General features: G+C 24.8%; 27 protein-coding genes. 11 read left to right on the top strand and 16 right to left on the bottom strand.

The window, feature by feature from the left end; translation table 11 throughout:
* Positions 1 to 480: 480 nt before the first annotated feature.
* From MBCUT_RS05820 to MBCUT_RS05800, 5 genes are all read right to left on the bottom strand, one after another.
* On the bottom strand, positions 481 to 627 hold the full coding sequence (locus MBCUT_RS05820) for a 50S ribosomal protein L40e (RefSeq protein ID WP_067259746.1): 147 nt from the start codon (positions 625 to 627) through the stop codon (positions 481 to 483).
* Positions 628 to 1133: 506 nt separating this feature from the next.
* Entirely contained in the window at positions 1134 to 1652 is a 519-nt protein-coding gene (locus tag MBCUT_RS05815) for a DUF367 family protein (RefSeq protein WP_067259745.1), read from the bottom strand.
* 220 nt (positions 1653 to 1872) lie between these two features.
* Positions 1873 to 4182: an ATP-binding protein gene (locus MBCUT_RS11550; RefSeq protein ID WP_084270736.1), complete on the bottom strand. Its 2310-nt coding sequence runs from the start codon at positions 4180 to 4182 to the stop codon at positions 1873 to 1875.
* A 314-nt stretch (positions 4183 to 4496) separates the two neighbouring features.
* Positions 4497 to 5612, bottom strand: a complete 1116-nt coding sequence (locus MBCUT_RS05805) for a vWA domain-containing protein (protein WP_067259743.1) — start codon at positions 5610 to 5612, stop codon at positions 4497 to 4499.
* Entirely contained in the window at positions 5612 to 6937 is a 1326-nt protein-coding gene (locus MBCUT_RS05800) for an ATP-binding protein (protein WP_067259742.1), read from the bottom strand. Before MBCUT_RS05800 ends, MBCUT_RS05805 begins: the two co-directional genes overlap by 1 nt.
* A gap of 860 nt (positions 6938 to 7797) precedes the next feature.
* Between MBCUT_RS05800 and MBCUT_RS11735 the strand changes: the two genes are divergently transcribed.
* Together MBCUT_RS11735 and MBCUT_RS05790 are read left to right on the top strand one after the other, a co-directional pair.
* Complete coding sequence (locus MBCUT_RS11735; RefSeq protein ID WP_281177946.1) at positions 7798 to 7932, top strand: hypothetical protein; 135 nt, start codon at positions 7798 to 7800, stop codon at positions 7930 to 7932.
* 39 nt (positions 7933 to 7971) lie between these two features.
* Positions 7972 to 8349 carry a transposase family protein gene (locus MBCUT_RS05790; protein ID WP_067259740.1) on the top strand — a complete coding sequence of 126 codons (378 nt, stop codon included), beginning with the start codon at positions 7972 to 7974 and terminating at the stop codon, positions 8347 to 8349.
* Positions 8350 to 8732: 383 nt separating this feature from the next.
* Here the strand turns inward: MBCUT_RS05790 and MBCUT_RS05785 are convergent, their stop codons facing one another.
* The 6 genes from MBCUT_RS05785 to MBCUT_RS05760 form a co-directional block, all read right to left on the bottom strand.
* Positions 8733 to 9299: an FkbM family methyltransferase gene (locus MBCUT_RS05785; RefSeq protein ID WP_067259739.1), complete on the bottom strand. Its 567-nt coding sequence runs from the start codon at positions 9297 to 9299 to the stop codon at positions 8733 to 8735.
* A complete protein-coding gene (locus MBCUT_RS05780) occupies positions 9274 to 9666 on the bottom strand; it encodes a hypothetical protein (protein WP_067259738.1) in 393 nt (130 codons plus the stop codon). Before MBCUT_RS05780 ends, MBCUT_RS05785 begins: the two co-directional genes overlap by 26 nt.
* Before the next feature lie 348 nt (positions 9667 to 10014).
* Positions 10015 to 10887 (bottom strand): glycosyltransferase family 2 protein, encoded by an 873-nt coding sequence (locus tag MBCUT_RS05775; RefSeq protein WP_067259737.1) that lies wholly within the window; start codon positions 10885 to 10887, stop codon positions 10015 to 10017.
* 234 nt (positions 10888 to 11121) lie between these two features.
* Positions 11122 to 12105, bottom strand: a complete 984-nt coding sequence (locus tag MBCUT_RS05770) for an FkbM family methyltransferase (RefSeq protein WP_067259736.1) — start codon at positions 12103 to 12105, stop codon at positions 11122 to 11124.
* 13 nt (positions 12106 to 12118) lie between these two features.
* On the bottom strand, positions 12119 to 13165 hold the full coding sequence (locus tag MBCUT_RS05765) for a glycosyltransferase family 2 protein (protein WP_169805408.1): 1047 nt from the start codon (positions 13163 to 13165) through the stop codon (positions 12119 to 12121).
* A 13-nt stretch (positions 13166 to 13178) separates the two neighbouring features.
* A complete protein-coding gene (locus MBCUT_RS05760; RefSeq protein WP_067259734.1) occupies positions 13179 to 13988 on the bottom strand; it encodes a glycosyltransferase in 810 nt (269 codons plus the stop codon).
* 824 nt (positions 13989 to 14812) lie between these two features.
* Here MBCUT_RS05760 and MBCUT_RS11730 point away from each other — a divergent pair.
* From MBCUT_RS11730 to MBCUT_RS05740, 6 genes are all read left to right on the top strand, one after another.
* Positions 14813 to 14947: a hypothetical protein gene (locus tag MBCUT_RS11730; RefSeq protein ID WP_281177946.1), complete on the top strand. Its 135-nt coding sequence runs from the start codon at positions 14813 to 14815 to the stop codon at positions 14945 to 14947.
* A gap of 39 nt (positions 14948 to 14986) precedes the next feature.
* Entirely contained in the window at positions 14987 to 15493 is a 507-nt protein-coding gene (locus MBCUT_RS05755) for a hypothetical protein (protein WP_067259733.1), read from the top strand.
* Between the two features lie 6 nt (positions 15494 to 15499).
* On the top strand, positions 15500 to 15814 hold the full coding sequence (locus MBCUT_RS05750) for a hypothetical protein (RefSeq protein WP_067259732.1): 315 nt from the start codon (positions 15500 to 15502) through the stop codon (positions 15812 to 15814).
* Positions 15815 to 15908: 94 nt separating this feature from the next.
* On the top strand, positions 15909 to 16064 hold the full coding sequence (locus MBCUT_RS11325) for a hypothetical protein (protein ID WP_169805407.1): 156 nt from the start codon (positions 15909 to 15911) through the stop codon (positions 16062 to 16064).
* Between the two features lie 190 nt (positions 16065 to 16254).
* Positions 16255 to 16719 carry a hypothetical protein gene (locus MBCUT_RS05745; protein ID WP_211263777.1) on the top strand — a complete coding sequence of 155 codons (465 nt, stop codon included), beginning with the start codon at positions 16255 to 16257 and terminating at the stop codon, positions 16717 to 16719.
* Positions 16720 to 17142: 423 nt separating this feature from the next.
* The gene (locus MBCUT_RS05740) at positions 17143 to 17856 is read left to right on the top strand and encodes a DUF116 domain-containing protein (RefSeq protein ID WP_067259731.1); all 714 of its coding nucleotides are present in this window, start codon (positions 17143 to 17145) and stop codon (positions 17854 to 17856) included.
* A gap of 254 nt (positions 17857 to 18110) precedes the next feature.
* On the opposite strand, the gene MBCUT_RS05735 is transcribed toward MBCUT_RS05740, so the two are convergent.
* The 3 genes from MBCUT_RS05735 to MBCUT_RS05725 form a co-directional block, all read right to left on the bottom strand.
* Entirely contained in the window at positions 18111 to 18458 is a 348-nt protein-coding gene (locus MBCUT_RS05735) for a hypothetical protein (protein WP_067259730.1), read from the bottom strand.
* Between the two features lie 818 nt (positions 18459 to 19276).
* On the bottom strand, positions 19277 to 19654 hold the full coding sequence (locus MBCUT_RS05730) for a desulfoferrodoxin family protein (RefSeq protein ID WP_067259729.1): 378 nt from the start codon (positions 19652 to 19654) through the stop codon (positions 19277 to 19279).
* A 501-nt stretch (positions 19655 to 20155) separates the two neighbouring features.
* Positions 20156 to 20578 (bottom strand): hypothetical protein, encoded by a 423-nt coding sequence (locus MBCUT_RS05725; RefSeq protein ID WP_067259728.1) that lies wholly within the window; start codon positions 20576 to 20578, stop codon positions 20156 to 20158.
* Positions 20579 to 21252: 674 nt separating this feature from the next.
* On the opposite strand from MBCUT_RS05725, the gene MBCUT_RS05720 reads away from it, so the two are divergent.
* Positions 21253 to 22107 (top strand): TatD family hydrolase, encoded by an 855-nt coding sequence (locus MBCUT_RS05720; RefSeq protein ID WP_067259727.1) that lies wholly within the window; start codon positions 21253 to 21255, stop codon positions 22105 to 22107.
* Positions 22108 to 22308: 201 nt separating this feature from the next.
* On the opposite strand, the gene MBCUT_RS05710 is transcribed toward MBCUT_RS05720, so the two are convergent.
* Entirely contained in the window at positions 22309 to 22515 is a 207-nt protein-coding gene (locus MBCUT_RS05710; RefSeq protein WP_067259725.1) for a hypothetical protein, read from the bottom strand.
* Positions 22516 to 22937: 422 nt separating this feature from the next.
* Here MBCUT_RS05710 and MBCUT_RS05705 point away from each other — a divergent pair, with 422 nt between their 5' ends.
* Together MBCUT_RS05705 and MBCUT_RS05700 are read left to right on the top strand one after the other, a co-directional pair.
* Positions 22938 to 24011, top strand: a complete 1074-nt coding sequence (locus tag MBCUT_RS05705) for a calcium/sodium antiporter (protein ID WP_067259724.1) — start codon at positions 22938 to 22940, stop codon at positions 24009 to 24011.
* Between the two features lie 177 nt (positions 24012 to 24188).
* Complete coding sequence (locus MBCUT_RS05700) at positions 24189 to 24392, top strand: hypothetical protein (RefSeq protein WP_067259723.1); 204 nt, start codon at positions 24189 to 24191, stop codon at positions 24390 to 24392.
* 18 nt (positions 24393 to 24410) lie between these two features.
* On the opposite strand, the gene MBCUT_RS11320 is transcribed toward MBCUT_RS05700, so the two are convergent.
* The coding region (locus tag MBCUT_RS11320; RefSeq protein WP_169805406.1) for a beta strand repeat-containing protein at positions 24411 to 26678 on the bottom strand (2268 nt) is incomplete at its 5' end.

The following is a 26678-nucleotide window of genomic DNA, read 5'->3' as shown; positions in this document are numbered from 1 at the left end:
CCATCCACACCAAGAAACAAAAATCCACTAGCAAACAAATACCCATACAACAATAGAAAAAATTTTTAAAGAAAAATAAACAAACCAAGAATAATAAAAAGAAAAAAACCTAAAGTTGACAGAGTTGATTATATAATGACAACAAAAATAATCTTGAAAAATAAGAACATTAAAAACAAACAATGAAAATAAAAATTAATAAGAATTAAAAATAACAAAGATAGTAAAAAGAATAATAGAATAATTAATGATAATAATAATTAATGGTAACAATAATAATAATTAATGGTAACAATAATAATAATTAATGGTAACAATAATAATAATTAATGGTAACAATAATGACAATAATTAATAAATATATACTGTTAATGATAGAAGAATAACATCATATTAGTTAATTCATAAATGGATGTCATTAAAACCTAATTAAAAAAGAGTATGATATAAAATAAATATATAGAAGTTAAGAGAATAACTTTATCCTCTTGGTTCTTTCGCTTTAAATCTTAAACCTTTGTAACCACATTTTCTACAAGTTGTAGCTGCTGCGGGATTACGAGCATTACATTTTAAGCAAATTTTAACCTTGAAAATTCTATTTTCAGCTTCTTCGAATCTAGCCATTAATAATCCTCCTTATCTTTAGTATTTTTTTAGCTGCTTAAAGAGTTATAGACTTAATTAAATCACGTAAATTTATAAAACTATATAAAATATACATTAGAAATAATAATTACCCTTAGTTAAACTCTCAAATTATAATGATTTCATGAAATAAAATCAGAAATATTTTTTATATATTCTTGATTAATAAGAACATTAAAAATTATAGTTTTAATAGTATTTAAACCTTTAGCTATCTATTTAAAAATTAAATTGTTTAAATACAAGAAATAAATTTAAAATTAATAACAAAAATCAAATAAGAAAATCAAATTAATTATATAAAAAATTAATATTATTTGAAATAGAATCTACAAAAATAATAAGAATAATCAATAATAAAGAATCAAAAATAATAAGAATAATCAATAATAAAGAATCAAAAATAATAAGAATAATCAATAATCAGAAAATGATAAATAACTATAAAAAATGAAGAATAAATTCATAAATAGCTAAATAGCTACCTATTCATCATATTTACTTAAATATTCATTTTGAATAGCTACTACTTCCCCACTCTTTTTTGCATTACTGTAGCCTTCAAGGAGTTCGAAGTTTAATTCTTTGAAAGTATGACCCCATTTAAATCCATTCATAATAGCTTCTGCTTCATTTTTGAATCCAGTTATATATAATGTAGCTGCAATAGCTTCTGCAGTTGATAGTTTACATGGTTTTCCATAATTTGTAGGACTTGTAGCTATTAAAAATGGAAGACTTCGATGATATTTAGTTAAATTAAATAATGTAGCTGAGGATGATATCTTATTCCAAGAGCAGTCAAGTCCAATTATTCCTCTTTTTTCAACAATTTCCTTATCTTCAGGAGAAACTGACTTTTCAGCAAATGGATTTAGCACAATAGCTCCTTTAGAAATTTGATTTAAATTATAAAAAATTTCACATTTACCTAATTTTTCCATCTTATAAGTGGTACATTTTTTTTTATCACATTCATCTGCATGAAAAACTCTTATTTTCATTTAATCACTTAATTAGTTTTAATTTGCACTTAATTAACTTTGTTTAAAATATAATAATAAATAAACAATTTTATTAATATTCAAAAAATATTAGATGTTGGAGATAACCTATAATTTTTTTCTCTTTGACATACCAGTGTCACAGTTTCTAAAAATATAGTTATCATGGCTTAACAAAAGATTATAAAGAACTATTATATTAACAATGAATGGTTCTTATCTACAACATTTTTCTTTCATAAGTTAAAATTTTATCTATAGATAAACTAGGATCATAAATATTACCTAAGTCATAATATCTACCCTTAGAGATATAAGCTAATTCCATATTTACATTTCGACCAGATTTACGTTTATTTTCAAAGTCAATTATAATATTATAAATATTGTTTTCACTTAATGATTCACCAATAGCTAAAGCATCATTTATAGGATTACCAGTTATATTTTTAAGATTGCTATTTTTCAAACCTACATTAGGCATTCCATCAGAAAGTAAAATAAGCATTGGAATGAATTCTCCTTGCTTCTTTTCATTTATAAGAAATTCAAGAGATTTTGATAATCCTGCGGCCATTGGTGTGGTTCCACCTACACTTATCTTATCGATTTTATCTAAAAAAGAACTAGGTCTTTTAGTATTAGGAATTATAACTTCTGAATCTTGGCCTTTAAATCCTATAACCGTTAACTTATCTCCATTTCTATTAATATTATTAATAATTTTATCTAAAATTCCACGGATCTTATTAACCTTCTTTTCAGATACCATTGACCCACTCATATCAATTACAATACATATACTAGCCTTGGCTTTATGTTTTCTGATTTTTTCTCGTAAATCCCCTTTTTTTACATTAATCAACAATCCATTGTTATTATTAGCCATGTTTTTTCCTTCTGAATTCAAAACAGCAGCCCTTAATGTAGCATCAATAGCTATATCTTTTGGAGAAGATGAAAATCTACTTTTAACATATTTTCCCTTTTCACTTTTAGATTCTACTCTTGAACCATACAGCTTCTCTTTTTCTCTCCCACTCATTACAAGCATTTTTTCAATATCTTTTTCAAGAGTAGCTATCTCAAATTCATTTAGCTTCTGCTGATAAATATTTTCTAAATGATCAACCTTTAAATCATCAAAATCATGTTCAGATTCATTTATCTGAGATTGCATTTGGTTTTGATTTCCTTCATTAGAATGAGAGTCATTTGATTCATTAGAATCATGATTATTTCCATTATCATCATTACTAGTATCATTATTTTCATTATCATTACTAAAATCATCAATTTGATCATTATTATCTTGGTTATCTATATTCTCATTATGTTGCATATTATTTAAATTTTGATCATAAGAATCATCATAGTTATCTGAATTTTGATTATTTTCATCATCATCATTAAATCCATTATTTTCATTATTTCTACTTTCATCACTTTCATCTTTATTATTATATTCAATAGTGTTTTCATGATTTTCTTGATTTTTATATTCTTTTTCATCTTCCATGTTATTTTTAGCTTCTTGGATTAGATTTTTAACCTGATTTGAATTATCACATTGAGGTAAATTCCCTAAAACAAGTAAAATAGCATTTTCAAGATCATTTTCATCTACTTCTAAATGGTCATTAAATGCAGCTATTGTTTTAGATGTTTTCAAAATAGCTATATCATTTCTATGACCTTCTAATCCAAGTTGCCTTGTAATTCTAGCTATTATTTCTATGAAATCCTTAGCAATTGTAACATCAGCTAATGTCTCTCTTGCTTTAGTGATTCTATTTTGAAGTATTTTTTGCTCTTTTGCGAATTTTTGAATAAAAGACTCTGGATCTTTTTCAAAAATTTCTCTCCTTTTCATAATCAAAATTCTTTTATTAACATCATCAATTGCTGTAGTTGTAATTTTAAGCCCAATTCGATCAGCTAACTGCCCTCTTAGATCTCCTTCTTCAGGATTCATAGTTCCAATAAGAATAAATCGTGAAGGATGAGAAATAGATATACCTTCTCTTTCAATGATATTAACCCCATAAGAAGCTGCATCAAGAAGAACATCAATAAGGTTATCATCAAGAAGATTAATTTCATCAATATACAATATATTATTATTAGCCTGGGCCAATAATCCTGGTTCCAACGCTTTAATACCCATATGCAAAGCTTTTTCAATATCTAAAGAACCAATAACCCTATCTTCTGTAGCCCCCAAAGGAAGTTCAACCACTTCCATTGGCTTTTTAACTGTTTTGAGATCATCCACAGTAGATTCATTATTAAATTTATAGAGTTCAAATTCTTTGTATGATGCAATATCTGCATTAAATGGAGAATTTTCAACTATCTCAATTTCAGGAAGAAGATCAGCTAAAGCTCTAACTGCGGTTGTTTTCCCAGTCCCCCGGTCACCTTTAACCAATACTCCCCCAATAGAAGGATTAATAGCATTTAAAATCAGAGCCATTTTAATCGTGTCTTGGCCAACTATAGCTGTAAATGGAAAACTATTTTTTTTCATTAAATTTACCTTCATTTTAGATTATCCTTAATTTAAAAAATCGAAGCAACTATTAATTACCACAATTTAAAAAATCAAATAAACAACAAACAATTACCACATTTTAAAAAATCAAATAAACAACAAACAATTACCACATTTTAAAAAATCAAATAAACAACAAACAATTACCACATTTTAAAAAATCAAATAAACAACAAACAATTACCACATTTTAAAAAATCAAATTAGTATTAAATACCATTATATTTTATTAAAAATTCAATTATAATAATTTTTAAATGACTATTCCTAACTTTTTAAATGATTCACTTCTAAATGTTCTTCCTTTCAAAATTTAAAATCTCATCAATAGCTAAATCTGAAATATCATTTTTAAATGAGTCAAAAACTAAAGATTTAGATTTTGAAGAAGGATTTGAATTATTTTCTAATTTTTCATTATCTAAATGATTATTATTAAAAGAATCATATATGCTACCTAAATCATAGAGTCTACCACTAGTTATGAAACATAATTCTTTATTAACACTTCTACCTTTACCTTTTTCTTTTTCAAAGTTTATAATAATTGTATGAATTTCATTCTCAGCTATTTTTTCCCCAATAGCTAAAACATCACTCATAGGATTATTGATTTGGTTATTATTCATTGTAATAGAACTTTTTGGATTTTTATTTTTGTTGGAATTAGTTTTCTTAAAGCTGGTTCTATTAATATTGTATTTAGTTGATTTATTCTTATTTTTTCTCCTAATATTGGACTTATCTAACCCCACATTAGTTACTCCATCTGATAAAATCATCATAATAGGAAGATATTCTCCTTTTTTAGCTTCTTGTTTGGTTATCTCCAATGCTTTATCTAATCCTGCAGCCATGGGTGTTGTTCCACCTACAGTAATATTTTTAAGATTATTTAAAAAGGAAGCAGGTCTTTTAGTATTTGGAATGATTACTTCGGAATCCCTTCCTTTAAATCCAATTACAGTTAATTTATCTTTATTTAATTGAACATTAGTTATTATTTTTTTTAGAATTGATTTAATTCTAATAAGTTTATCTTCTGAAATCATGGATCCACTCATGTCAATTACAAGAGTAATAGCTGCTCTTACACCATGTTTTCTAATCTTTTCCCTCAAATCTTCATTTTTTATCTTAATTATATCATTATTTTCCAAATTACTGTTTGTTTTAATGGTTAAATTATCCTGTGTTCTTTCTAAAACTGGAATATTTTGCTTTTTTTCAAGATTAGAAATATTATTAATACTCTCACCACTTCTTAAGGCAGCCGCTCTTAAGGTGGCATCAATAGCTATTTCTTCTAGATTTGAATTTAGAAATTTACTTTTAACATATTTTCCTGTTTTATTTTGAGATTTCACTTGCTTTCCATAAAGTTTTCTATCTTTTGTATTATCCATTATGAGGATTTTTTTATATCAAACTTCCTCTCTTCTGTTTCTATTTCATTAAAATTTTCTAACTGTTTCCCTTCATTGATTTTAGATTCTAGATCATCTTTAGCTTTAAAATCAGAATCATCTACAAAACTTGTTTTTTTAGATATAGAATCACTTAAATCAAGATGTTCATCATTACTTTTATCTTCATCTTGAATTTCTTCTTTTTCATTATTTAAGTTGATATCTAATTTTTGGTTGATTTCTCCTAGCTTATCTTGAAGAGATTCCTGCAGACTTTCTTCAATACTTTCTAGTTTTGATTTTTTTAAATCTTCTTCTCTTTTTTCTATTTCTCTTTTAATTTTTTGAATTCTTTGGAATAAAAGATTATCGTCCCCTAAAACAAGGAAAACAGCTTCTTCTAAGTCATTATTTTGAACTTCCATGTGTTCATTAAATGAAGCAATTGTTTTGGCTGTTTTTAAAATAGCTATATCACTTCTATGACCTTCAGCACCTAATTCTAAGGTTATTCTAGCTATTATTTCTAAAAAAACAGTGTTTATTTCAATATTTTCTAAAATATTTCTTGCTTTAATAATTCTATTTTGTAGTTTTTTTACTTCTTTTTCAAATTTTTTATTAAAAGCTATTGGATCTTTCTCAAACTCTTCTCTTCTTTGCATAATAAGAATTCTATCTTCAACATCCAAAATACCTTCAACTTCTATTTCAAGACCTATCCTATCAGATAATTGTCCTCTTAGTTCTCCTTCTTCAGGATTCATAGTTCCAATAAGAATGAACTTGGAAGGATGAGAAATAGATATGCCTTCTCTTTCTATAATATTAACTCCATAAGCTGCAGCATCCAGTAATATATCTACTAAATTATCATCAAGAAGATTAATTTCATCAATATACAATATATTATTATTAGCCTGGGCCAATAATCCTGGTTCCAACGCTTTAATACCCATATGCAAAGCTTTTTCAATATCTAAAGAACCAACTACTCTATCTTCTGTGGCCCCTAAAGGAAGTTCAACTACATTCATTGGAGTTTTAACTAATTTAATCTCATCTGTAAGTTTTTTATCGTTGGCCTTATAAAGCTCAAACTCTTTATAGCTATTTTCATCTGCATTAAATGGAGAATTTTCAACTATCTCAATTTCAGGAAGAAGATCAGCTAAAGCTCTCACAGCTGTGGTTTTCCCAGTGCCACGATCTCCCTTAATCAAAACTCCTCCAATACTAGGGTTAATAGCATTCAAAATAAGAGCCTTTTTAATTTTTTCTTGACCAACAATAGCTGTAAAAGGAAAAACTGTTCTTTTCATAATTTTCACCATAATAATTGATTTTCTAACATAAACTCCAATTAAAATAAATATAACATCAAATCTTTTTATAACAATCCCATTAATCCAAATAAATATAACATCAAATCTTTTTATAACAATCCCATTAATCCAAATAAATATAACATCAAATCTTTTTATAACAATCCCATTAATCCAAATAAATATAACATCAAATATATAGAGAATTCCTATTAAACATGTTGTTAGCTATTCTCACTCACTCCGTTAAAGTCGTTAAAAGGGTTATGATACCTAATCCAAAGAATATTAACCCAATTAAATTGAAATAATTCGTTATATAAACCCCTAACATTAAAAATAAGATTACTAAAAAGAATAATGAGATGAAAATTCTTTTTTTAGTATTAGTTACCTCATCTTTATATACTAAAGAATGAAAAACAAAAAAACTGACAAATATTGGAAGAACTATAGTTTCAATATTTTGATAAATGGTTAAAATCATGAAAATTATCATTAAAATAAATAATACTTTCTGTAAAAAACTAGTTTTAATAACAATATAGATATAAGTAATGATTGGAATGTATACTAAAACTAATGATAAAATCACTAGAGGAATACCCCCTATATTAAAATTAAAATAAGCCAGTCCTATTAAAAGTGCAGCTATCACATAATAACTTAACATATAAAGATTTTCATTTTTCATATAATTATATTTTATTTTCCTTTTTATTAATATAAATTACTACTAATATTAAGCAACTATTAAAAAACATCAGATTTAAAGTTAAAATTGAGCAAAAATAGGAATATAAAAAATATGGACTGTCAAAAAATAAAAAGGAGTCTGTCAAAAAAGTGGGGTTTTTATGAAAAAGTGTGGAATTTTTTCAAAAATTAGAAAATGTGAATTGAATTTTTTTCACCATTTAGTCCATTATTGGAGGTTATTTGAAAATAATACACTCGAAACGTTACTTGATGAGTTTTTCATTGAGAATTAAGTAGTTAAATTTAAATATGAAAAGGACAGATACTTATTTATGACTACAATAAGTAAATCTGCCATTATAGATAATATTGGTTCTATTCAACTTAAACTTTTCGATTGTATTGAAGAAAAAGTTGATTTTAAAACTAAAGTTGTGAAATATGCTTTTCCTCACAATAAAAAGAAAAAAATCAATAAAAATATCCAAATTCTTGATAATGGGAATTATCAGATGATTAATCCTACTTGCCCTAACTGTGGATCTGTAAAACAAGTGAAACAAGGGTTTATAGAGATAAACCCCAAAATTGATAATTGTGAGAAAATTAAAATATTTTTACAAAGATATAAATGTAAATCCTGCAATAAAAAATACTCAACCACCCTAGAAAACATTAAAGAAGAAAATAAAAACTTTTTTAACAGTTAAAAAGAGAAAATTAGAGAATCTAAGAAAAATAGGGGAGGGCCACTGAGAAAAATAGCCAGAGATACTGAAAATTTCTTAAATCTTAAAATATCACACCAATCTATTAAAAATTTCCTTAAAATAGATCCAAAAATAAAAAGACAACCTAACAGCCCATAATTTTAAAAAATTCATTGCTTATTTTTTAATTTAAATATATGTATGGACTTCTTTTAGGGACCAGAATAATTATTAGGCAGAATCTAAAAGAAAAACAAAAGAAATTATATATTAAAAAAATCATAAGCAAATTTACCAAAAATTTGGTGTCATACTATATTAGCTCATTTTTTCTTCATTTCCAGACAAACAGTAATGTATGCATTTTGGTATAATATTTTAACCTATATTAAATTATCTTCTTTATCTAAGTGGATAACACCTATTTCTTTATTTCCTTCTATTTTACTTATTTTAAATCCTTGTTTTTCTAACCTGTCAACTAATTTTTCATGACAAAGTCCTGTTAAAATTGTGTGATATTCAAAGATTATTTTATCAAACATTGAAAGGTCACAGTTACAAATTATGGGATTTTCACATCCTTCACAATCCATCTTTAATAAATAAGGATTTTTAATATTAAACTCATTTAAAATATCTTTAATCGTTAATGTTTCAACCTCACACTCGTAAAGGCTCTCACCAAAGGAAGAGGCACCCCCATCTCCTACAAAATTATAGTTTATATGTATTGTCTCTTTTTTATCAGAAACTCCTTTGTTTATTAATTTTATTCTTTTTTCTAAATTTGGGTTTAATTTTATATTTTTTAAAGCCACTTCATAAAAAGAATGGACTGGTTCAAAACCTATAACATTATATCCTTTATTTGCAAAAAATAAGGCAGAATCACCAACATTTGCACCTACATCTATAACAACCTTATCTGATTTCCCCCCCCCCCCCAATATTATCCTCTATTGAATATTCATCAGTATAAAAACATGCTAAAAACATATTAACAGCATCTTTATTAATATTATTAAATTTGATATTTCGAATAGTTATTATATCTTCTTTACTTATAATTTCTTTAAAAATTCTATTGATTGTTTTTGGATCTTCATTAGTGTAACGCATACAACGATAATATTCTAATAATTCCCCATTTGAGTTATCAATTTCAATTTTTCCAATATATTTTAAATTAAATATATGACTTTTTATAATGCCTAAATAAATGGCAATGCAAAAAAATGGATTAATGCCTATTTTAATAAGACTTAATGATTTTCTTATTCCAGTTCTAAATGAAGCAAATGGACCAAATTTCATAATATCACCTTTGAATTATTTTATTATTATTAATTATTATGATTATTTTTTAACTTAATTAAACGTGCGAAAAATCTTTAATTTCTTAGAATAGTATTTATAATAGACTGATGGATTTAATATTATAAATTCATAATTAATACAGATAAGTATCATACTATTTGTATATAACATGAAAAATAAAATATTTCATAATGAATTTAATATTAATCCTTTTTTAAAGATCTTCCATTAATAAAACTAGCTGAAATTCAGACATTTTCATGAAAATAAAAGCTTTGAATATTAGTTTGAATTTATATAAAAATTTTTAATTTTGGCTATGGCAAATTTTTTCTATTCTATTCCTTATTCACCAACTTCATATTCTTTTGCAACTTCTTCTGCAATTTTATTGTAGTTATTTATGATATTTTCTGAAAAATCAAAAGTTCCGTATTTATAATATAAATTAAGTTTAGCATTAATCAAACCAAAGTAATTAATCCAACTACAAGCATAAAAGATATTTTGGAATCCAGTTTTGTTGTTCTTTTTTTGTAATTTTATTAATAAATAGTATTTTAAAATAATACAAAAATAATAAATAATCTTTAAAAAAACTTTTTGGTTTTTAATTCCTTCTATATTATTTTTAGCTTCTATTGTAGTGTATGTATCTTGCTTTAAAAATAAGTCTTCAAATATAGTATCATTTCCATGTAAACTGTCTGAAAGGTGAAATATCTGTTTTTTTTTATCATTTATTTTGTATGTTATGGCTTTTTCGTCAATCTCAACACCTCCATGAATTTTATCAGTGAAAACTAGCTTATCTCTTTTAAAGAATCTTGGTTGAAATCTAAATGATTCAAAAAGTGTGCCCTTTAAAGGTTCACCTATAAAATAATCAGACCTTAGAATATAAATAACATCATATTTATTTTCTTCAGAAATTTTAATCATCTCATTCGAAAGTATCTTAGGTACTAATTCATCAGCATCTAAGACTAATATCCACTCATTAGAAGCTTTTTCAAATGCAAATTGGCGAGCTGGCTCAACAAATCCTAACCTTTTATGAAAATATATTTTATCAGTGTAATTTTTAGCTATTTCAACAGTCCTATCTTCACTATACATATCTACAATTATTATCTCATCAACCCACTTTATAGTTTTCAAAAGGTTTTCTATATTTTCTTCCTCATTCAATGTATTTATAATAGCTGATATTTTCATTTACATCACCTCTTCAAAGTAAAACGTTTTTTTATTGTCTCATTAAAGTTAATTTTTATTATTTAAACAAAAATTACTTGATTTTCTAACATTATTTATATAATTCATGAATTTTTTCATCAAATTAATATTGTTCATTTTAAAAACATTGATAAGTATTATTTAATAATATTTTATTCATAATTTACATTATAGTTGAAACTATTTATTGTAAATTTACTCTGTATTCATTCTTTAGCTAGTAATTATTTTTTTAGATGCTCTAATCACTCCTTTTCTAAAGTAAGGATATTCGATTTTATTAAAAAATTCTTCAATTAATGGTAACATATATCCTTTTGTAAAATTTGTTTCAAATCCAAGACTTTTTAGATAGTTGTTTATATCTCTTCCATCAAATTGATTGTGATATGTGCAAAGTACAAGTTTTACATTATTTTTTTGTAATAGCTTCTTTGAACCTTTTAACAAATTTAATTCGAAACCTTCGATATCTCCTTTTATAAATATATTCTTATTACACTCATCTACCAATAGTTTATCTAATGTTATATAACTTATTCCCCTCCATTTTCCCTCTTGATTATTATTTGATACAAATTTATGAACGAATTCTACCTTGTCTTTATATGGTAAAAATGTTTTGGCTAATGGTTCTTTCCATTCCTCATTAGCCTCAATCAGATATATTTTTTCTACATTTTCTACATTTTCAAGTGCAAAAAATCCTTCACAAGCCCCCGCATCAATTAAAATGTCTCCCTTTTCCACATGAAAGTTATTATTCACATATTTATGTGGAGAATCTGGGTCTTGTTCAATTAAAAGTTGATTATAAATATTTTGAATTAAACATTTACCATAGCTTTTTGGAAAATATAGTCTTTTATTATTATGTAGTACATAGTTCATATTATTTATTTCATCATGATAAACAGCGATATTAAAAGGATTATATTTTTTAACAAAATCATAAGGAAATGTTAAATCGAAATTAAAATCAAAATAATGTTTTTGAGAAATAAAATCCAATAATTTTATCTTTTCAGATGTTTTAACATCCAAATTACTGTTTAAAACGTTTATTAATTCGAATCTGTACTTATTAAGTATAAAAATATGTTTTAAAGAAGTATAAGCATGGAAAAGTATAAATGAGAGTTTATGGATTCGATAATTTCTTTTAATTAACTTATGAATTTTAGTATTTAAATTCAAAAATAAACACTTCCTATTTGAATTTTTTAAACATTTTTATTATAAAAATTTCAAAAACAATGACTTTAAAGTAGTATGCAATTTTAACATTTACTGAAAACAATTTTATCATAAGATTTACAAGTATATTTGTTAATAAATTAACACTCTTAAGTTTTAAGAACAAAGAATAACTTTTATACATTTTTTTAACTTCATTTAAAAAATATAAATTACATTTTTTATTCAGTTCTGTTAACAAAAATAATTTAGTCCAACCAGCTAAAAGTTCATATTTAAATACATCAAACTCTTTTTTATTTTTAAGTATATGAAACACCTTTTTAAGTCCACTTAATTGTTTTAAAAGATTTTTTTCTTTAAATGTGTAAGAGATTGAATCTGATCTAATTTTATGTTCATAGCCATAATAATTATTTAGAAATACAATTCCTTGCGAACTTAAAAAATATTTTATATTAAATACAAAATCTTCATATAAAATTTCTTCTGGAAAAAATATATTATTTTTTATTAATCTTTCTTTTTTGAAAATTTTATTACAAATATCAGAACCTGTATATGAATAACTCATCATTTCGGGCATTTCATAAATATTCTTTATCATTATTACTTCATCATAATTATCAAAAAAAGACTTATTATTCTGATATTCATTATCAATTAATAATTTATTTCTACAAATAACTAAATCTACATTAGTTTCTTTTATTTCTTTATATAATTTTTCACAAATTTCAGGATAATAAATATCATCATTATCTAAAAACATAACATAATCAGAAGAAGAAGTATTAATTCCCACATTACGGGGAATAGAAGGAGAACCTGTATTTTTTTTTAAAAAAACTGAGATTATATTCTCATATTTACTTAGCAACATTTTTATAATGTCTTTAGTCCCATCTGTAGAACAATCATCAACTATCACAAGTTCAATATTTTCAAAACCTAAACTCTGATTGATAACTGAATTGACTGTATCCAATAAATAATCTTCAGCATTAAATGTAGGGATAATTACAGAAACTTTAAATTTATTAATTTTGATATATGACACCCCAAAATAATAGTTAATTTGACTTATTAAATATTTTTAACTTCTTAGAATAGTACTTAAAATACACAATAGGGTTGAATATAACCAATAAATCCTTTTTAGGATAACCATATTTCATAATAGCATTGAGTTTTGCTTTGATTGTATAGATTAACATTGGAATCATGTTATTTTGTGTGAGCCCATTTTTGTTGATTCTGTACTTTATTAAGTGTTCTGGTGTTATTACACATTTATATTGGTTTATTGTTCTAAGTACTAAATCATAGTCTTCTGTAAACTTAAAATTAGAATCATAATCCCCTATTTTTTCTATTAATTCTTTTTTAAACATTAGCGATGGGTGTATAAAGAAGTTGAATTTGATTATATTGTTTTTTATTTCTTCATATTTATAGAATGGTGATATTTCACTTGCTAAATTTTCTACAAATTCTCCTTGGTTATTGATGTAATCTGCTTTTGAACCAACTAAATAGCATTTTTCATTTTCCATGATTTTTAATTGTTTTTTTAGTCTTTCAGGGTAAGCTATATCATCCGCATCTAGTCTTGCAATGTATTTTCCTTTGGATTTTTCTATTCCTTTATTAAGTGTTTTCGCAATACCCATATTCTCTTTATTTTTTAAAAAAACAATTCTATCGTCTTTTTTCTTGTAGTTAAGTATTAAGTTTTCTAATTCTTTATTTTCAGGATTATCTAATATGATTATAAGTTCAAAGTCTGTTAAAGTTTGGTTTAATATTGATTCAATTGATTGTGTAAGGTAACTGGATGGTTCTTTATATGCTGGCATAACAACTGATATAATAGGATTCATATTTAATCACTCCATTTTATTATTAAAGTATGACAATCACTTTTTCAATATTAATAAACTAAAATTTTAATTGATTTTTCCCATCCACCATTTTTACTTCTATTTTAAGGATACTCATCATGATTTATAAAAATTTTATATTTTTATAATTTATAAAACAAAGACTCCCTATTCATAAAAATTTAGTTTTCTAATTCCATTACTATATAAATCATGAAAAAAATGAATTTAATTTAAGTTTTATATTAATAAACAAACAGAATGTTCACATAAAATTTTAATATATGACTATTCAATATATAAACTTATCTATATAATATATATATATATATATATATATATTTCATATAAATATAAAATATATACTAATAATATATAAAAATATAATGGAAGAGTTTCATAAAACAAAATGATATAGACAATATTGAATTAAGGAAACAGTTATTTTATTAAAAATCGTAAGATCAAATATTCAACATTTAAAGAATTTATAGAAAAATCAATTCTATTAAAATTTTTAAAAATATTAATTATAGGAAGTTTTATAACATTGAAATAGTTTACAATCAAAAAATCCGATCTATAAAATTCAATAGTTATAGTTAATCAATTAAAACTAAAAATAATGATATAATATAAAAAATTCATTGAAAAATATTAAATCCAAAATAATATTAAAATTAATAAGAATAGTAATTACTTTTAATTAAGTTAATAATTTATAATTTAAAAGAGAAATGAAATAATAATAATTATAATTTAATTATAAATTTTTTATTGTTCTAATATTATAAATAGGAGCCTGTCAAAAAAGTGGGGTTTTTATGAAAAAGTGTGGAATTTTTTCAAAAATTAGAAAATGTGAATTGAATTTTTTTCACCATTTAGTCCATTATTGGAGGTTATTTGAAAATAATACACTCGAAACGTTACTTGATGAGTTTTTCATTGAGAATTAAGTAGTTAAATTTAAATATGAAAAGGACAGATACTTATTTATGACTACAATAAGTAAATCTGCCATTATAGATAATATTGGTTCTATTCAACTTAAACTTTTCGATTGTATTGAAGAAAAAGTTGATTTTAAAACTAAAGTTGTGAAATATGCTTTTCCGCACAATAAAAAGAAAAAAATCAATAAAAATATCCAAATTCTTGATAATGGGAATTATCAGATGAATAATCCTACTTGCCCTAACTGTGGATCTGTAAAACAAGTGAAACAAGGGTTTATAGAGATAAACCCCAAAATCGATAATTGTGAGAAAATTAGAGAATCTAAGAAAAATAGGGGAGGGCCATTGAGAAAAATAGCCAGAGATACTGAAAATTTCTTAAATCTTAAAATATCACACCAATCTATTAAAAATTTCCTTAAAATAGATCCAAAAAAGTTAAAAAAGGATGAAAGAGTCTTATTCATAAATTTAAGCAATTATCAGGCTATTATGTCATGGATGAACAATATGTTTATATTGGTGGGAAAAAGAGATATCGAGTAAGTCTCCATGAAAAATTCAAACAATATATTCCGCATTTACGATGAAAATGAATGTTTAAAAAGATATGAAACTATATTAAATAAATCAGAAAGATTACCAGAGATAATAATAACATTACTGGCTGATAAAATAATTCCAAACATTGAAAGCCTCACACAGTTCACTAAAGATAATCTCATACCGATAACATCCAATCAAGCAGAACAACACTACAGTAAAACACAAAAATTAGAAACAACACACAAATTCAAAACAAACGAAGGATTACTAGAATATCTAGCACGCCACATGGAAAAACCCCCAATACAAACAAAAAAATAAAAAAACTCCACAAAAGTTTACATCCTCAAAAGAAAATAATTAAATATTAGAAAATAAAGATATATAAATATTATAAAAATAAAAAGGTGATTATATGTGTACTGTTGGAGGGCCAATGGGAGATATCAAGTTAAAAAAACTTAAAACCAAGAGATATAGATGTTTAGATTGTGGTAATGAGTTTAAAGGACTTGGAAAAAGAGTTATCTGCCCATCATGTCAAAGTGATAATGTTGAATCCTTGGAATAAATCAAATAACATAATGAAGAAATCACTGAATGTTATGAATAAGTACAAATTATTATATATTAAAAATTTATTTATTTATTTAATAGAAAATAAAAAATTAAGAGTAAATATAAAGCTAAAATATCTAATTTAAGATAATAACAAGTTAATCCACAAGTAATAACGAGTTAATCCATAAGGAAAGATCAAATTGACCAAAGAGATAAAATTAGATTCATCAGAAATATTATTTCTAATAGGTGGTACTGGTATTGTGGGAATAGTCAAAGTAGCTAAAGATCAAATGCTTTTTATTGGAACCCCAGAAAAGGAAGAAATTGTAGTTTATCTTGAAAAAGATGATCTAATAGCCATCTCTGCATTTGGAACTGGTAAAAAATATGAAACGGCCATTAAGGCCATGGCTTTTATTACTCGAGAAATGGAATCTCCAATCATTGTTTTACCAAAAGACCATCCTACTTCTAAAAGATTGAAAATGGTTTTATCCATTGGAGAAAGCGTAAAGTTAGACTGTAACATAACTCCTGGAACTCATCCAGAACAGGATATTTTATGTTCTTGTAATAGTTTATCTGGCTTAAAGTTAGATAAAACTAAAGAAGGAATAATTATTTCAGAAAACATTGATAACTATAAGATTGAAAAAATATAATATTCATTACAATTTTAACAATTTAATCTTAAATAAAACTTTAGAAGATTAATCCTTAAATAAAACTTTAGAAGGTTAATCCTTAAATAAAACTTTAGAAGATTAATCCTCAAATAAAACTTCACAGATTAATCCTTAAATAAAACTTTACAGATTAATCTTTAAGAAAATTTAATTTTTAAATAAAAAATACTAAATTTTGAATATTAATAACATAAAATTAAAAAGATATTAAATTCAAAATAATAAACATTCTAATTATTTTTAAATATAATATCTGAAATAGTAATATAGCAATTTTTAAATAAATAATACTAAATTTCAATATTTAGCATTACTAGAGCATTTTTAAGTAGATATGTAGTATATTTATATATCATGAGAAATTTATATCAATAATAAGTTATAATAAGAGATAATATCATGATGAATAATATTTTTGAAATATTCGGACAAAGCTTATTTGTAATAGCTGTATTTCTATTTATAATACTTATTCTAGCTTTAATATTCGGTAAAATACTTCTTAAAAGAAATATTCTTATTTTTCCAAAATTAATTATTTTTGCATTAGATGTATTTTATTCCCCATTAAAACAATTAGCTAAAAGTTTAGGCTTTGATGAGGTTATGGTAGACCACATTGGAGTCGAAGTACGAAATAAAATCAATGAAACGAAATTTGAAGAGATTGATAATGAAAAAAAGATACTTGTTCTTCCCCATTGTCTTAGAAATCCAAAATGTGAAGCTATTTTAGATGAAACTGGACTTGTCTGTAATTGTTGTGGTAAATGTGCTATTGGCATCATAAAATCAAAAGCTGAAAATATGGGCTATAAAGTGTTTGTTATTCCAGGTTCAACATTTATAAAAAATATTATTAAAAATAATGAATTTGAAGCGGTTTTGGGTGTAGCTTGTTATGAAGATTTGAATTTATCTATGATGAAATTAGCTAATTTTAACCCTCAAGGAGTCTTACTCTCAAGAACTGGATGCTTTAATACAAAAGTCGATGTGAAAAATGTTCTTAATAAAATAGGCTATAAAGAAGAATATGAAACAAACAAAGATATTAATAATGTTGTTAACCCTTGTTCTGAGAAAAAAATCAATAGAAACAATCAAAAATAAATACTATTAGACTCATTTAAAACATCTAAAAACACCAATAGCTAATATAAGATTATTAAAAATATCAAAATCATTTAAAACATCTAAAAACACCAATAGCTAATATAAGATTATTAAATTTAATAATTTAAATCACTGTATTAATTATTAATAATAGCTTTTCATAATATTAGAATTTTCATCAATTTGTATTTTCACAAAAAAATAACTTAATTATGGAATTATTTGTAAATATTTTTTTAAACGCAATGAAATTATTCATCTTCATGTTTAATTTCCAACCACTTTAAATGGATATCAGCAAAATTATCTAAGCATAGTTTTTCATCTGCAGCTACCCAAAGATCAAATGAAAGATTATAGCTTCTAATTATTTTCTTTAAAGTAACTGAAGCTTGAGGAATAAATATTTTCAATCTTTCGTTATGAGCTGCATTTAAAAGATTCTTAAAATAATTTTTGCCCTTTCTTCTAGACTCTATATAATTAATATAAATTCTATTATCATTTTCTAGATATATTTCGGAATCTTCTGTAAAGTATTTAGGGGTGTATCCAATTTTTTTAGCTAAAGAATGATCTTTATTCAACCTCTTTTTCATATTCTCACCTAGATTAAGTGTATTATACATTTATTATACAAACTCAATAAATATTAGCTATTACGAATTCTGAGTTTAGTAACATATACAAACTCAATAAATATTAGCTATTACGAATTCTGAGTTTAGTAACAATTTTATTTATCAATTCATAAGATTAATAATAATATATATGATATTCATGAATATAAATATATCTAAAATAATGATAATTTAAATAGATATTATTTATACTTGTTTTTAACATAGTCCCCAATAAATAAGTATTTTCATCAGTTCCTCTAAAAAATTGTTTTATCCTGAATTTCCAGACAGTTAAAAACTATGCCAAAATTTTATATATTATATGGAGGAGTATTTTCATTATTTGGCATTATTATTTTTCTTTTGTTCCTAATGAAATTCATTTTTAAATGTTTATTAATACTTTTTTAACTTTTACTATGTTTATAGATAGCTTTTTATACTTGGAATTAATATAACTAATAATTGAATGTGAGTTTCCCTTATTCTTAATCAGTATAATAAACACTAATCAGTTTTCTGTTTTTTCGATAAAGGAACTTACATTCTTAAAACTTATTTTTTTCAAAAAATAAATTATTTTATAACTGTCTATTCTTCAATTTTTCTTGTGAAAGCTCTTAAGAACATAAATTCACTTATTTAACTAATCATATTAAATTAGATTGATTAAAAGAGAAAAAGAAGTTAAAAATGAAATAAAGTTAGAAATGAAATTTATTAATATTAAAATAATAGTGCAAAAAATGTATATTGTTTAAAGTTTAAAAAATAGAAAAAGTAGATTTATGGATTTAAGATGTCCACAAATCATGCACATTACAATATTCTCGGGCTTTTAAGTTTCCACTAGAAGAACCAATATCAAATACAGCTTTTGGTTCATCACCAGCATTTAAAAACTTACGAAAAACTTCATCTCCTACAAATAACTCAACAAAGCAAATATGATGCTCTTCTACCATTGGATGAGGAACTTCACCCATCTTAACAGTTACTTTACTACCATTTTTTTCAATGACTGGGATATGTTTTTTTCCCAATTCACCACTATTTTGCTCTTCTAAACGTTCCATAGGTTCATCATCACAGACCAAATCTCCTGGGCCATCAACCATGACCATAACTACTTTACCAGTGTTACTTTTGAATACTTCATTTACTTCTGTCATTTATATTCCTCCATCATATATTTTAATTAAATAATGAATTTCCTATTTACTAAAACAAATAGTTAATATTTTAGTGGAATAATTTGAAAGCAGCTTATCATAGTCCAAAAAAAGATAAACTACTAATTTTTATAACATGCAAGCTCAAAAATTTCGTGTTTCATGAATCAAAAAAACTTACACTATGTTTATTATGTTATGTTTTTAATAAGATAAAAAATTGTCTATTATAATAATTAGACAAAACTTCTCAAAATTATAATAATTAGACAAAACTTCTCAAAATTATAATATTTTTAAATTTTAATAAGATAAAAAATTGTCTATTATAAAATTAGATAAAATTTCTCAAAATTATAATATTTTTAAATATTGATATTATCATTATTTTTATAAATAAAGTAGTTTTAATGATAAAAAAACTGGGGATTTATAAAAGAGAGCAAGAATCTTCTACTGAAACATATAAACTAATCAGTCAGAGACTATGTCAATCGTTAGCTAATAACCCATATACTCTGGGCCACATCCACATGGGTGGGCTTTTTTTAATTCATCATTTTCTAAAATAAAAACATCTGTAATGTTGAAGTTTTTTATTAGTATTTCTAATATTATGTATGCAAGAAAGCTATTATCAACTATTACATTTACAAATTCTTTTTTATCCAAAATATCTTTGATAATTTTATTTATATTACTGTAAACTTCTTCCATCTCTTCATCCATAGCTATTTCAAACTTATTTAGTTTTATATCTTTAAAACTCCATTTTGGAGTTGATATTTTCTCATTTAAATAAAATATTTCTGTTAGTTCTTCTCCCTCTTTTAATTCATACTGATTTTTTAACTTAGTAAAAGTTTCTTTTATAATATTTTGATTTAATATATTTTCACCAATATTTGTAAGTATAATAGTCATTTTATCACCATTATTCTATATTACCACACATTATCCCATATTACCATAATATTACCACACATTATCCCATATTACCATAATATTACCACACATTATCCCATATTACCATAATATTACCACACATTATCCCATATTACCATAATACTATCATACATTATCCTATATTACCATAATATTATCATACATTATCCTATATTACCATAATATTACCATATACTATTATATATTATTATGATGTTCAGTTAATCAATTAGCTACTTCTAATTTATCTTGTACAATTATTTATATAATTAGGTCGTTTTACTTAATAAGAATCCTTTTTGTAAAATTCCATTATTATTTCTAAATCACTAAAATTTGTGTAAATGGTCTGTCATTTAATTCATCATAAAAAAATAACCATGATTCTTAGGTTTTTTTTCTTCTATCTTCATTAAAACTTTTTTTATTAAGTTATTGCATTATCCCTATCCCATATCCTTCAAAGCTCATTTATTATATTTATTATATTTATGATTTTTGATAAATAAAACTATTAAGAAATAATCGTTTCAATTGTAAATGATAATTTTCTTATTTTGAAAAAATATAATTTACAAAATCTGGCCGATTTTTAATAGCATCAATTACATTAATACAAATACTAAAAATTATATAAATTAAAAAAGAGTACCATGATAGCTAATCCTAATGAAATTCCAATAACAGATAATCATATCCATGTTGACCCCATTAATGGAAAAGGGCCGGTAAAAATAGCTAAAGAATTTTATAATGCAGGTGGAAGGGTGATGATTATTCCAAATAAACCTTCCTGGACATTTGGAGAACCTTTCAACTTCAAAAAAGCTATGGATTTAGTTATTCACTACACTGAAGAGATAATCCAGAATACGCCTGTTAAAGCTTATGCAATTTGTGGTGTTCATCCTTCTGAGCTTTCAAAGCTAGTTGAAACTGGAACATCCTTAGAAAATTCATTTGAAATGATAAAAGAAGGATTAGAATACAGTCAAAAGTTAGTGGAAGAGAAAAAAGCAATAGCTATTGGTGAAATTGGACGACCACACTATGAAGTGAGTGTAGAAGAAATGAAATATCAAAATAAAATTCTCAAATATGGGCTTAAATTAGCTAAAGATATTGATTGTCCAGTTCAACTACATACTGAAAGTGCAAGTGAAGAACAGTTTAAAGAATTTGCATCCTTTGCAGATGAGATAAATTTCAACAAAAAGAAACTAATTAAACATTTTTCAGGACCATTTGTCAAAGAAAAAGAAAATTTTGGTTTAACACCTTCTGTTATCTCAGGAAAAGAAAATATTAAAATAGCTATTTCAAAAGGGACTGATTTTTTAATGGAAACTGATTATTTAGATGATTTAACTCGTCCAGGAGCTGTTTTAGGTCCAAAAACTGTTCCAAAAAGAACTCTTGATTTTATTAGGAAAGAAATTTTAACTGAAGAAGACGCCTTTAAAGTACATAAAAACAACATTGAATCTATCTATGAAATTGAATTATAGAATAAACAATTCCAAAAAAAATCAGAAAATAACCAATTCCAAAAAAAATAAATCAAAAAATAACCAATTCCAAAAAAAAATAAATCAGAAAATAACCAATTCCAAAAAAAATAAATCAAAAAATAACCAATTCCAAAAAAAAATAAATCAGAAAATAACCAATTCCAAAAAATGAATTATAGTTTAGAAAACTATTTCTATCTAATAGTAATTCATCAATTCATCAAATTCAGGATTACTTACAAATTCATCAATAAAATCTTTCATATCTTTCGTGAATTCTTTTTTTCGTTCATCTATATCTTCAATTTTAGAATAATCTTTTTTTAAAGTTAAAATCATTGATATATCATCAGTTTCAAGAATTAATTCTGGTAGATTTCCAATATTCTGATCTTCTATAGACATAAAAATACTCCTTTTTTATATTAATTCAATATATAAATAAAATAATTATTTAATAATCTTTATTGAATATAAATAAAATAATTATTTAATAATCTTTATTGAATATAAATAAAATAATTATTTAATAATCTTTATTAAAACTAGACTAAATAGCTATTGAATTTGATAAAACATAAAATTACTGTATTGCTTTTAATCAATTATTAAAATAATTTTTAGTAATTACATAAAAACATCTACTGATATTTTATGTTATTAATTGAATTTCATATAAGTGAATATAGTAATATATAATAAAAAAAGATATGTTTATAAGGTTAAGTTTTAAATATAAGACAATATTAATATAATAATTAAGGGATTATAGTAGTTAGTATAGGATAATCCTATTCTTTGGAGTTAAATGTATTGGAGGGAGTTATGTGTTTGAAATTATAGTACCATTGCTACTTCTAATCTTTTCTTTATTTATTGTTATTAAAGCAGCAGATATCTTTGTAGATAATATTGTTGAGATTGGAACTGCTTTAGGAGTATCTCAAATTCTTTTAGGAGTTACTGCAGCAGCTATTGGAACTTCTCTTCCTGAATTTGGTTCATCTCTTTTAGCAACTATCTCACACAGCTCTGAAATGGGCGTAGGTATTGTTTTAGGATCTAATATATGGAATATTGCAGGGATATTAGGTATAACAGCCACTGTTACAGGTGTTGTTAAAGCAGACAAAAGATCCATTAATCGTGATGGCTTGGTTGCTGTAATCACTGGATTAATATTAGTGGGTGTTATGATACTAGCTTTTTTAGCCAATCCAACCAATCCAACTATTTCAATTTTTAATATATCTATTTTAGGTGCTACAATAATGGTAGTCTCCTATGTTTATTATTTTAGAATTCTACTTAAAAATCAGAAAAAAGACATTAAAAATTTTAAAAATAAGACTGCTAAAAGGGTTAAAGAGAAGAAAGAAATTATTGAAGATGATATTAAAAATCATATTGAATATAAAGAAATTGTAGAGGAAAAAAAGAAGAAAGTGAGATTAAAATCTGTTCTTTTAGTCATAATTTCTATTGCAGGATTAGCAATTGCATGTGACCTATTGGTTTCCAGTGCAGTGGATCTATCTAGAATCTTTGGCATCCCTCAAACAATTATGGGGTTGTTCACTTTAGCTATTGGAACAAGCATTCCAGAATTGGTCGTGACATTAACTTCAGCTATGAAAGGGCTTCATGATCTTTCTATGGGGACAATTTTTGGAAGTGTCACTTTCAATATATTAATAGCTATTGGACTCATGTCATTCTTTGCACCAATTTCAGTAGAACCACTTTCTCTCTACTTTGATGCACCAGTGATGATAGCTATTGCAGCAATAACATTACTTATAATGAAATATAACAATATGAAATTCACTAGGATTCATGGAATATTTTTATTAAGTCTTTATATTGTATATGTTTATATAAGAATATTTATCTTAGGTTAAATAATTTATTTAATATAACTATTTTTCTAAATTAATTTATTTGATTACTAAATTTCAATTTATAGTGTTGGACAAAACTTCTCAAAATTATAATATTATTAAATATTCATATTAATCATTATTTTTATAAATAAAAGAATTTTAACAATTAAAAATTTAATATTATTTTTAAATCAAATGTCTAGGACTATATTAAAAAAAAAGTATAAAAAAGAGATTTCTGAAAATAAAACTTCTAAAAAAATTATAAAAAAAGAGATTTCTGAAAATAAAACTTCTAAAAAAAAGTATAAAAAAGAGATTTCTGAAAATAAAACTTCTAAAAAAAGTATGAGTCACCCTCAAACAATAAAAAAAAATAATTGGGGAGAAAATAAATAACTCCTCCCAAAAAAATGTTTAATTTTGTTTTCTTCTAATACCTATTCCAAATATGGTTAACAACACTAATATAATAGCTATTATTGGCATTCCTGTATTTTTCATAGTAGCACTAGCTACTGGATTGTTATTTGTTTTATTAGTATCATTGTTGTTGTTTTTTATTTCAAATTCAACTGAAACTGGATTAGTATTGTAGTTTACATTATCAGATGTAACTGTAATCAGATGTTTACCATCATTGAGTTTATTACTTGGTATATGGATTTTTCCAATACCATCAACATCAGTAACGATATTTCCGATGTATTTACCATCCAAATCAACATCAACTTCATGATTTGGTATTGGATCGCCGTCTTCATCGGTTACTGTAACAATCACATCAACAGATCCATCAGGATTTTTAACCACATCAATATCAACAATAGCTTCACCTTTTACAACATTAAAAGTTGTAGTATTGGTATAACTAAAGTATTTATCGTTTCCTGAATAATCAACCACAGTATTAACATTTCCTGCATGAGTTGGTTTGTAAGTAATATTCCATCGACCATTAGAATCAGTAGTCAAATGATAAACTTTACCATCAACAGTAACATTAATTGAAGCATTAGCTATTGGATTACCATTTTCATCAACAAGCACACTATCAATTGTTATGGTTTTACCCACTTTGACATCACTTGGAATATTTACAGTTGAATTAACAGCCAATTTAGTAACATTGAAGCTAGTATAATTACTAAAGCTTGTATAATTTTCATTACCAGCGAAGCTAACAACAATATCGAAAGTACCAGTATGATTAGTAGTATAATTCAAACTCCAACCACCAGTACCATCAACATTAACCAATTGAATATTACCATCAACAGTAACATTAACACTAGTAACACCAGTAAAATTAGCTAAAACACCACTAATAGTAGCATTCTCACCAATCTGAACATTACCAACAACAACAGTAGAATTAGTACTATTCTTATTCACTGCGAAAGTTGTAGAATTACTGAAATCAAAGAAATTACCATTTCCAAAAAGACTAACAGTAACATTAATAGAACCAGTACGATTAGTAGTATAATTCAAACTCCAACCACCAGAACCATCAACATTAACCAATTGAATATTACCATCAACAGTAACATTAACACTAGTAACACCAGTAAAATTAGCTAAAACACCACTAATAGTAGCATTCTCACCAATCTGAACATTACCAACAACAACAGTAGAATTAGTACTATTCTTATTCACTGCGAAAGTTGTAGAATTACTGAAATCAAAGAAATTACCATTTCCAGAAAGACTAACAGTAACATTAATAGAACCAGTACGATTAGTAGTATAATTCCTACTCCAACCACCAGAACCATCAACAGCCACATTAAATAATGTGCCATCGATAGTAACATTAATACTAGTTATCCCAGTAAAATTAGCTAACTGACCACTAACAGTGATATTATCACCAATCTGAACAGGATTAGGACTAACAACAATAGTAGAATTAGTACTATTCTTATTTGGATCATTTACTATGAAAGTTGTAGAATTACTAAATTGTTGGAATATTAAGTTTCCAGTAGAATTGATTCCTGCAGTTATATTGCCAGTACGATTAGTTGTATATTCAGTTGTCCATATAGCATTAGCATCAGATAGATTAATGTTGTTTTGCTTGTTACCATCAACAATAATGTCAAAAATAAAATCAATATTAGTTGTTAATATTTGATTATCAACAATAATTCTATCATAGTTACTTATTTTTCTAGGAATTCTAGCATCATAGGTAGTATTTCCTGAACTATTACTGCTTATCATTTCAAAATAAGGCAATAAACTAGCATCAGCATCTCTATCAAAATCAAACTGACCACTAATAAGAACATTCTCACCAATCTGTACAAGGCTTGAATTAGCCACAATAGTAGAATTAACAGGGGAAGAACCATTTAAAGATAAAATATAATAATCTTCTCCATTTAATTTAATAATAGTAACTATATAATAATTGTTTATCCAAGCTGGTAAATTAGGAGTATTATTACCCCACCAATTCAAATCAGCATTTGTATCATTTCCAAAGTTTACTATATCGAAACCAGTGCCATTATTATTGAAAATACGGTTATAATTAATACGATTACCAGTTACATTATAGACAATTATTCCTCCTTTTAGGTTATTGAGTATATTGGAACCAGTTAAAGTATTATTAGTACCATTGAAAACAACACCAATATCACTATCACTGATAGTGGAATTATAGACCGA

The organism is Methanobrevibacter cuticularis (assembly GCF_001639285.1).
Taxonomy (GTDB): domain Archaea; phylum Methanobacteriota; class Methanobacteria; order Methanobacteriales; family Methanobacteriaceae; genus Methanobaculum; species Methanobaculum cuticulare.
Note: the sequence above shows the minus strand (reverse complement) of the source record. Positions and strands in the feature narration are given on the sequence as shown.

Coding starts and splice junctions, on each gene's coding strand:
- MBCUT_RS11325 (WP_169805407.1), top strand. CDS start 15,909: ATGTGTACTGTTGGAGGGCCAATGGGAGATATCAAGTTAAAAAAACTT.
- MBCUT_RS05790 (WP_067259740.1), top strand. CDS start 7,972: ATGACTACAATAAGTAAATCTGCCATTATAGATAATATTGGTTCTATT.
- MBCUT_RS05735 (WP_067259730.1), bottom strand. CDS start 18,458: ATGAAAAAGAGGTTGAATAAAGATCATTCTTTAGCTAAAAAAATTGGA.
- MBCUT_RS05720 (WP_067259727.1), top strand. CDS start 21,253: ATGATAGCTAATCCTAATGAAATTCCAATAACAGATAATCATATCCAT.
- MBCUT_RS05725 (WP_067259728.1), bottom strand. CDS start 20,578: ATGACTATTATACTTACAAATATTGGTGAAAATATATTAAATCAAAAT.
- MBCUT_RS11550 (WP_084270736.1), bottom strand. CDS start 4,182: ATGAAAAAAAATAGTTTTCCATTTACAGCTATAGTTGGCCAAGACACG.
- MBCUT_RS05730 (WP_067259729.1), bottom strand. CDS start 19,654: ATGACAGAAGTAAATGAAGTATTCAAAAGTAACACTGGTAAAGTAGTT.
- MBCUT_RS05700 (WP_067259723.1), top strand. CDS start 24,189: ATGTCTAGGACTATATTAAAAAAAAAGTATAAAAAAGAGATTTCTGAA.
- MBCUT_RS05755 (WP_067259733.1), top strand. CDS start 14,987: ATGACTACAATAAGTAAATCTGCCATTATAGATAATATTGGTTCTATT.
- MBCUT_RS05820 (WP_067259746.1), bottom strand. CDS start 627: ATGGCTAGATTCGAAGAAGCTGAAAATAGAATTTTCAAGGTTAAAATT.
- MBCUT_RS05710 (WP_067259725.1), bottom strand. CDS start 22,515: ATGTCTATAGAAGATCAGAATATTGGAAATCTACCAGAATTAATTCTT.
- MBCUT_RS05815 (WP_067259745.1), bottom strand. CDS start 1,652: ATGAAAATAAGAGTTTTTCATGCAGATGAATGTGATAAAAAAAAATGT.
- MBCUT_RS05750 (WP_067259732.1), top strand. CDS start 15,500: ATGAAAAATTCAAACAATATATTCCGCATTTACGATGAAAATGAATGT.
- MBCUT_RS11730 (WP_281177946.1), top strand. CDS start 14,813: ATGAAAAAGTGTGGAATTTTTTCAAAAATTAGAAAATGTGAATTGAAT.
- MBCUT_RS05800 (WP_067259742.1), bottom strand. CDS start 6,937: ATGAAAAGAACAGTTTTTCCTTTTACAGCTATTGTTGGTCAAGAAAAA.
- MBCUT_RS05805 (WP_067259743.1), bottom strand. CDS start 5,612: ATGGATAATACAAAAGATAGAAAACTTTATGGAAAGCAAGTGAAATCT.
- MBCUT_RS05775 (WP_067259737.1), bottom strand. CDS start 10,887: ATGAAAATATCAGCTATTATAAATACATTGAATGAGGAAGAAAATATA.
- MBCUT_RS11735 (WP_281177946.1), top strand. CDS start 7,798: ATGAAAAAGTGTGGAATTTTTTCAAAAATTAGAAAATGTGAATTGAAT.
- MBCUT_RS05780 (WP_067259738.1), bottom strand. CDS start 9,666: ATGAAATTTGGTCCATTTGCTTCATTTAGAACTGGAATAAGAAAATCA.
- MBCUT_RS05760 (WP_067259734.1), bottom strand. CDS start 13,988: ATGAATCCTATTATATCAGTTGTTATGCCAGCATATAAAGAACCATCC.
- MBCUT_RS05740 (WP_067259731.1), top strand. CDS start 17,143: ATGATGAATAATATTTTTGAAATATTCGGACAAAGCTTATTTGTAATA.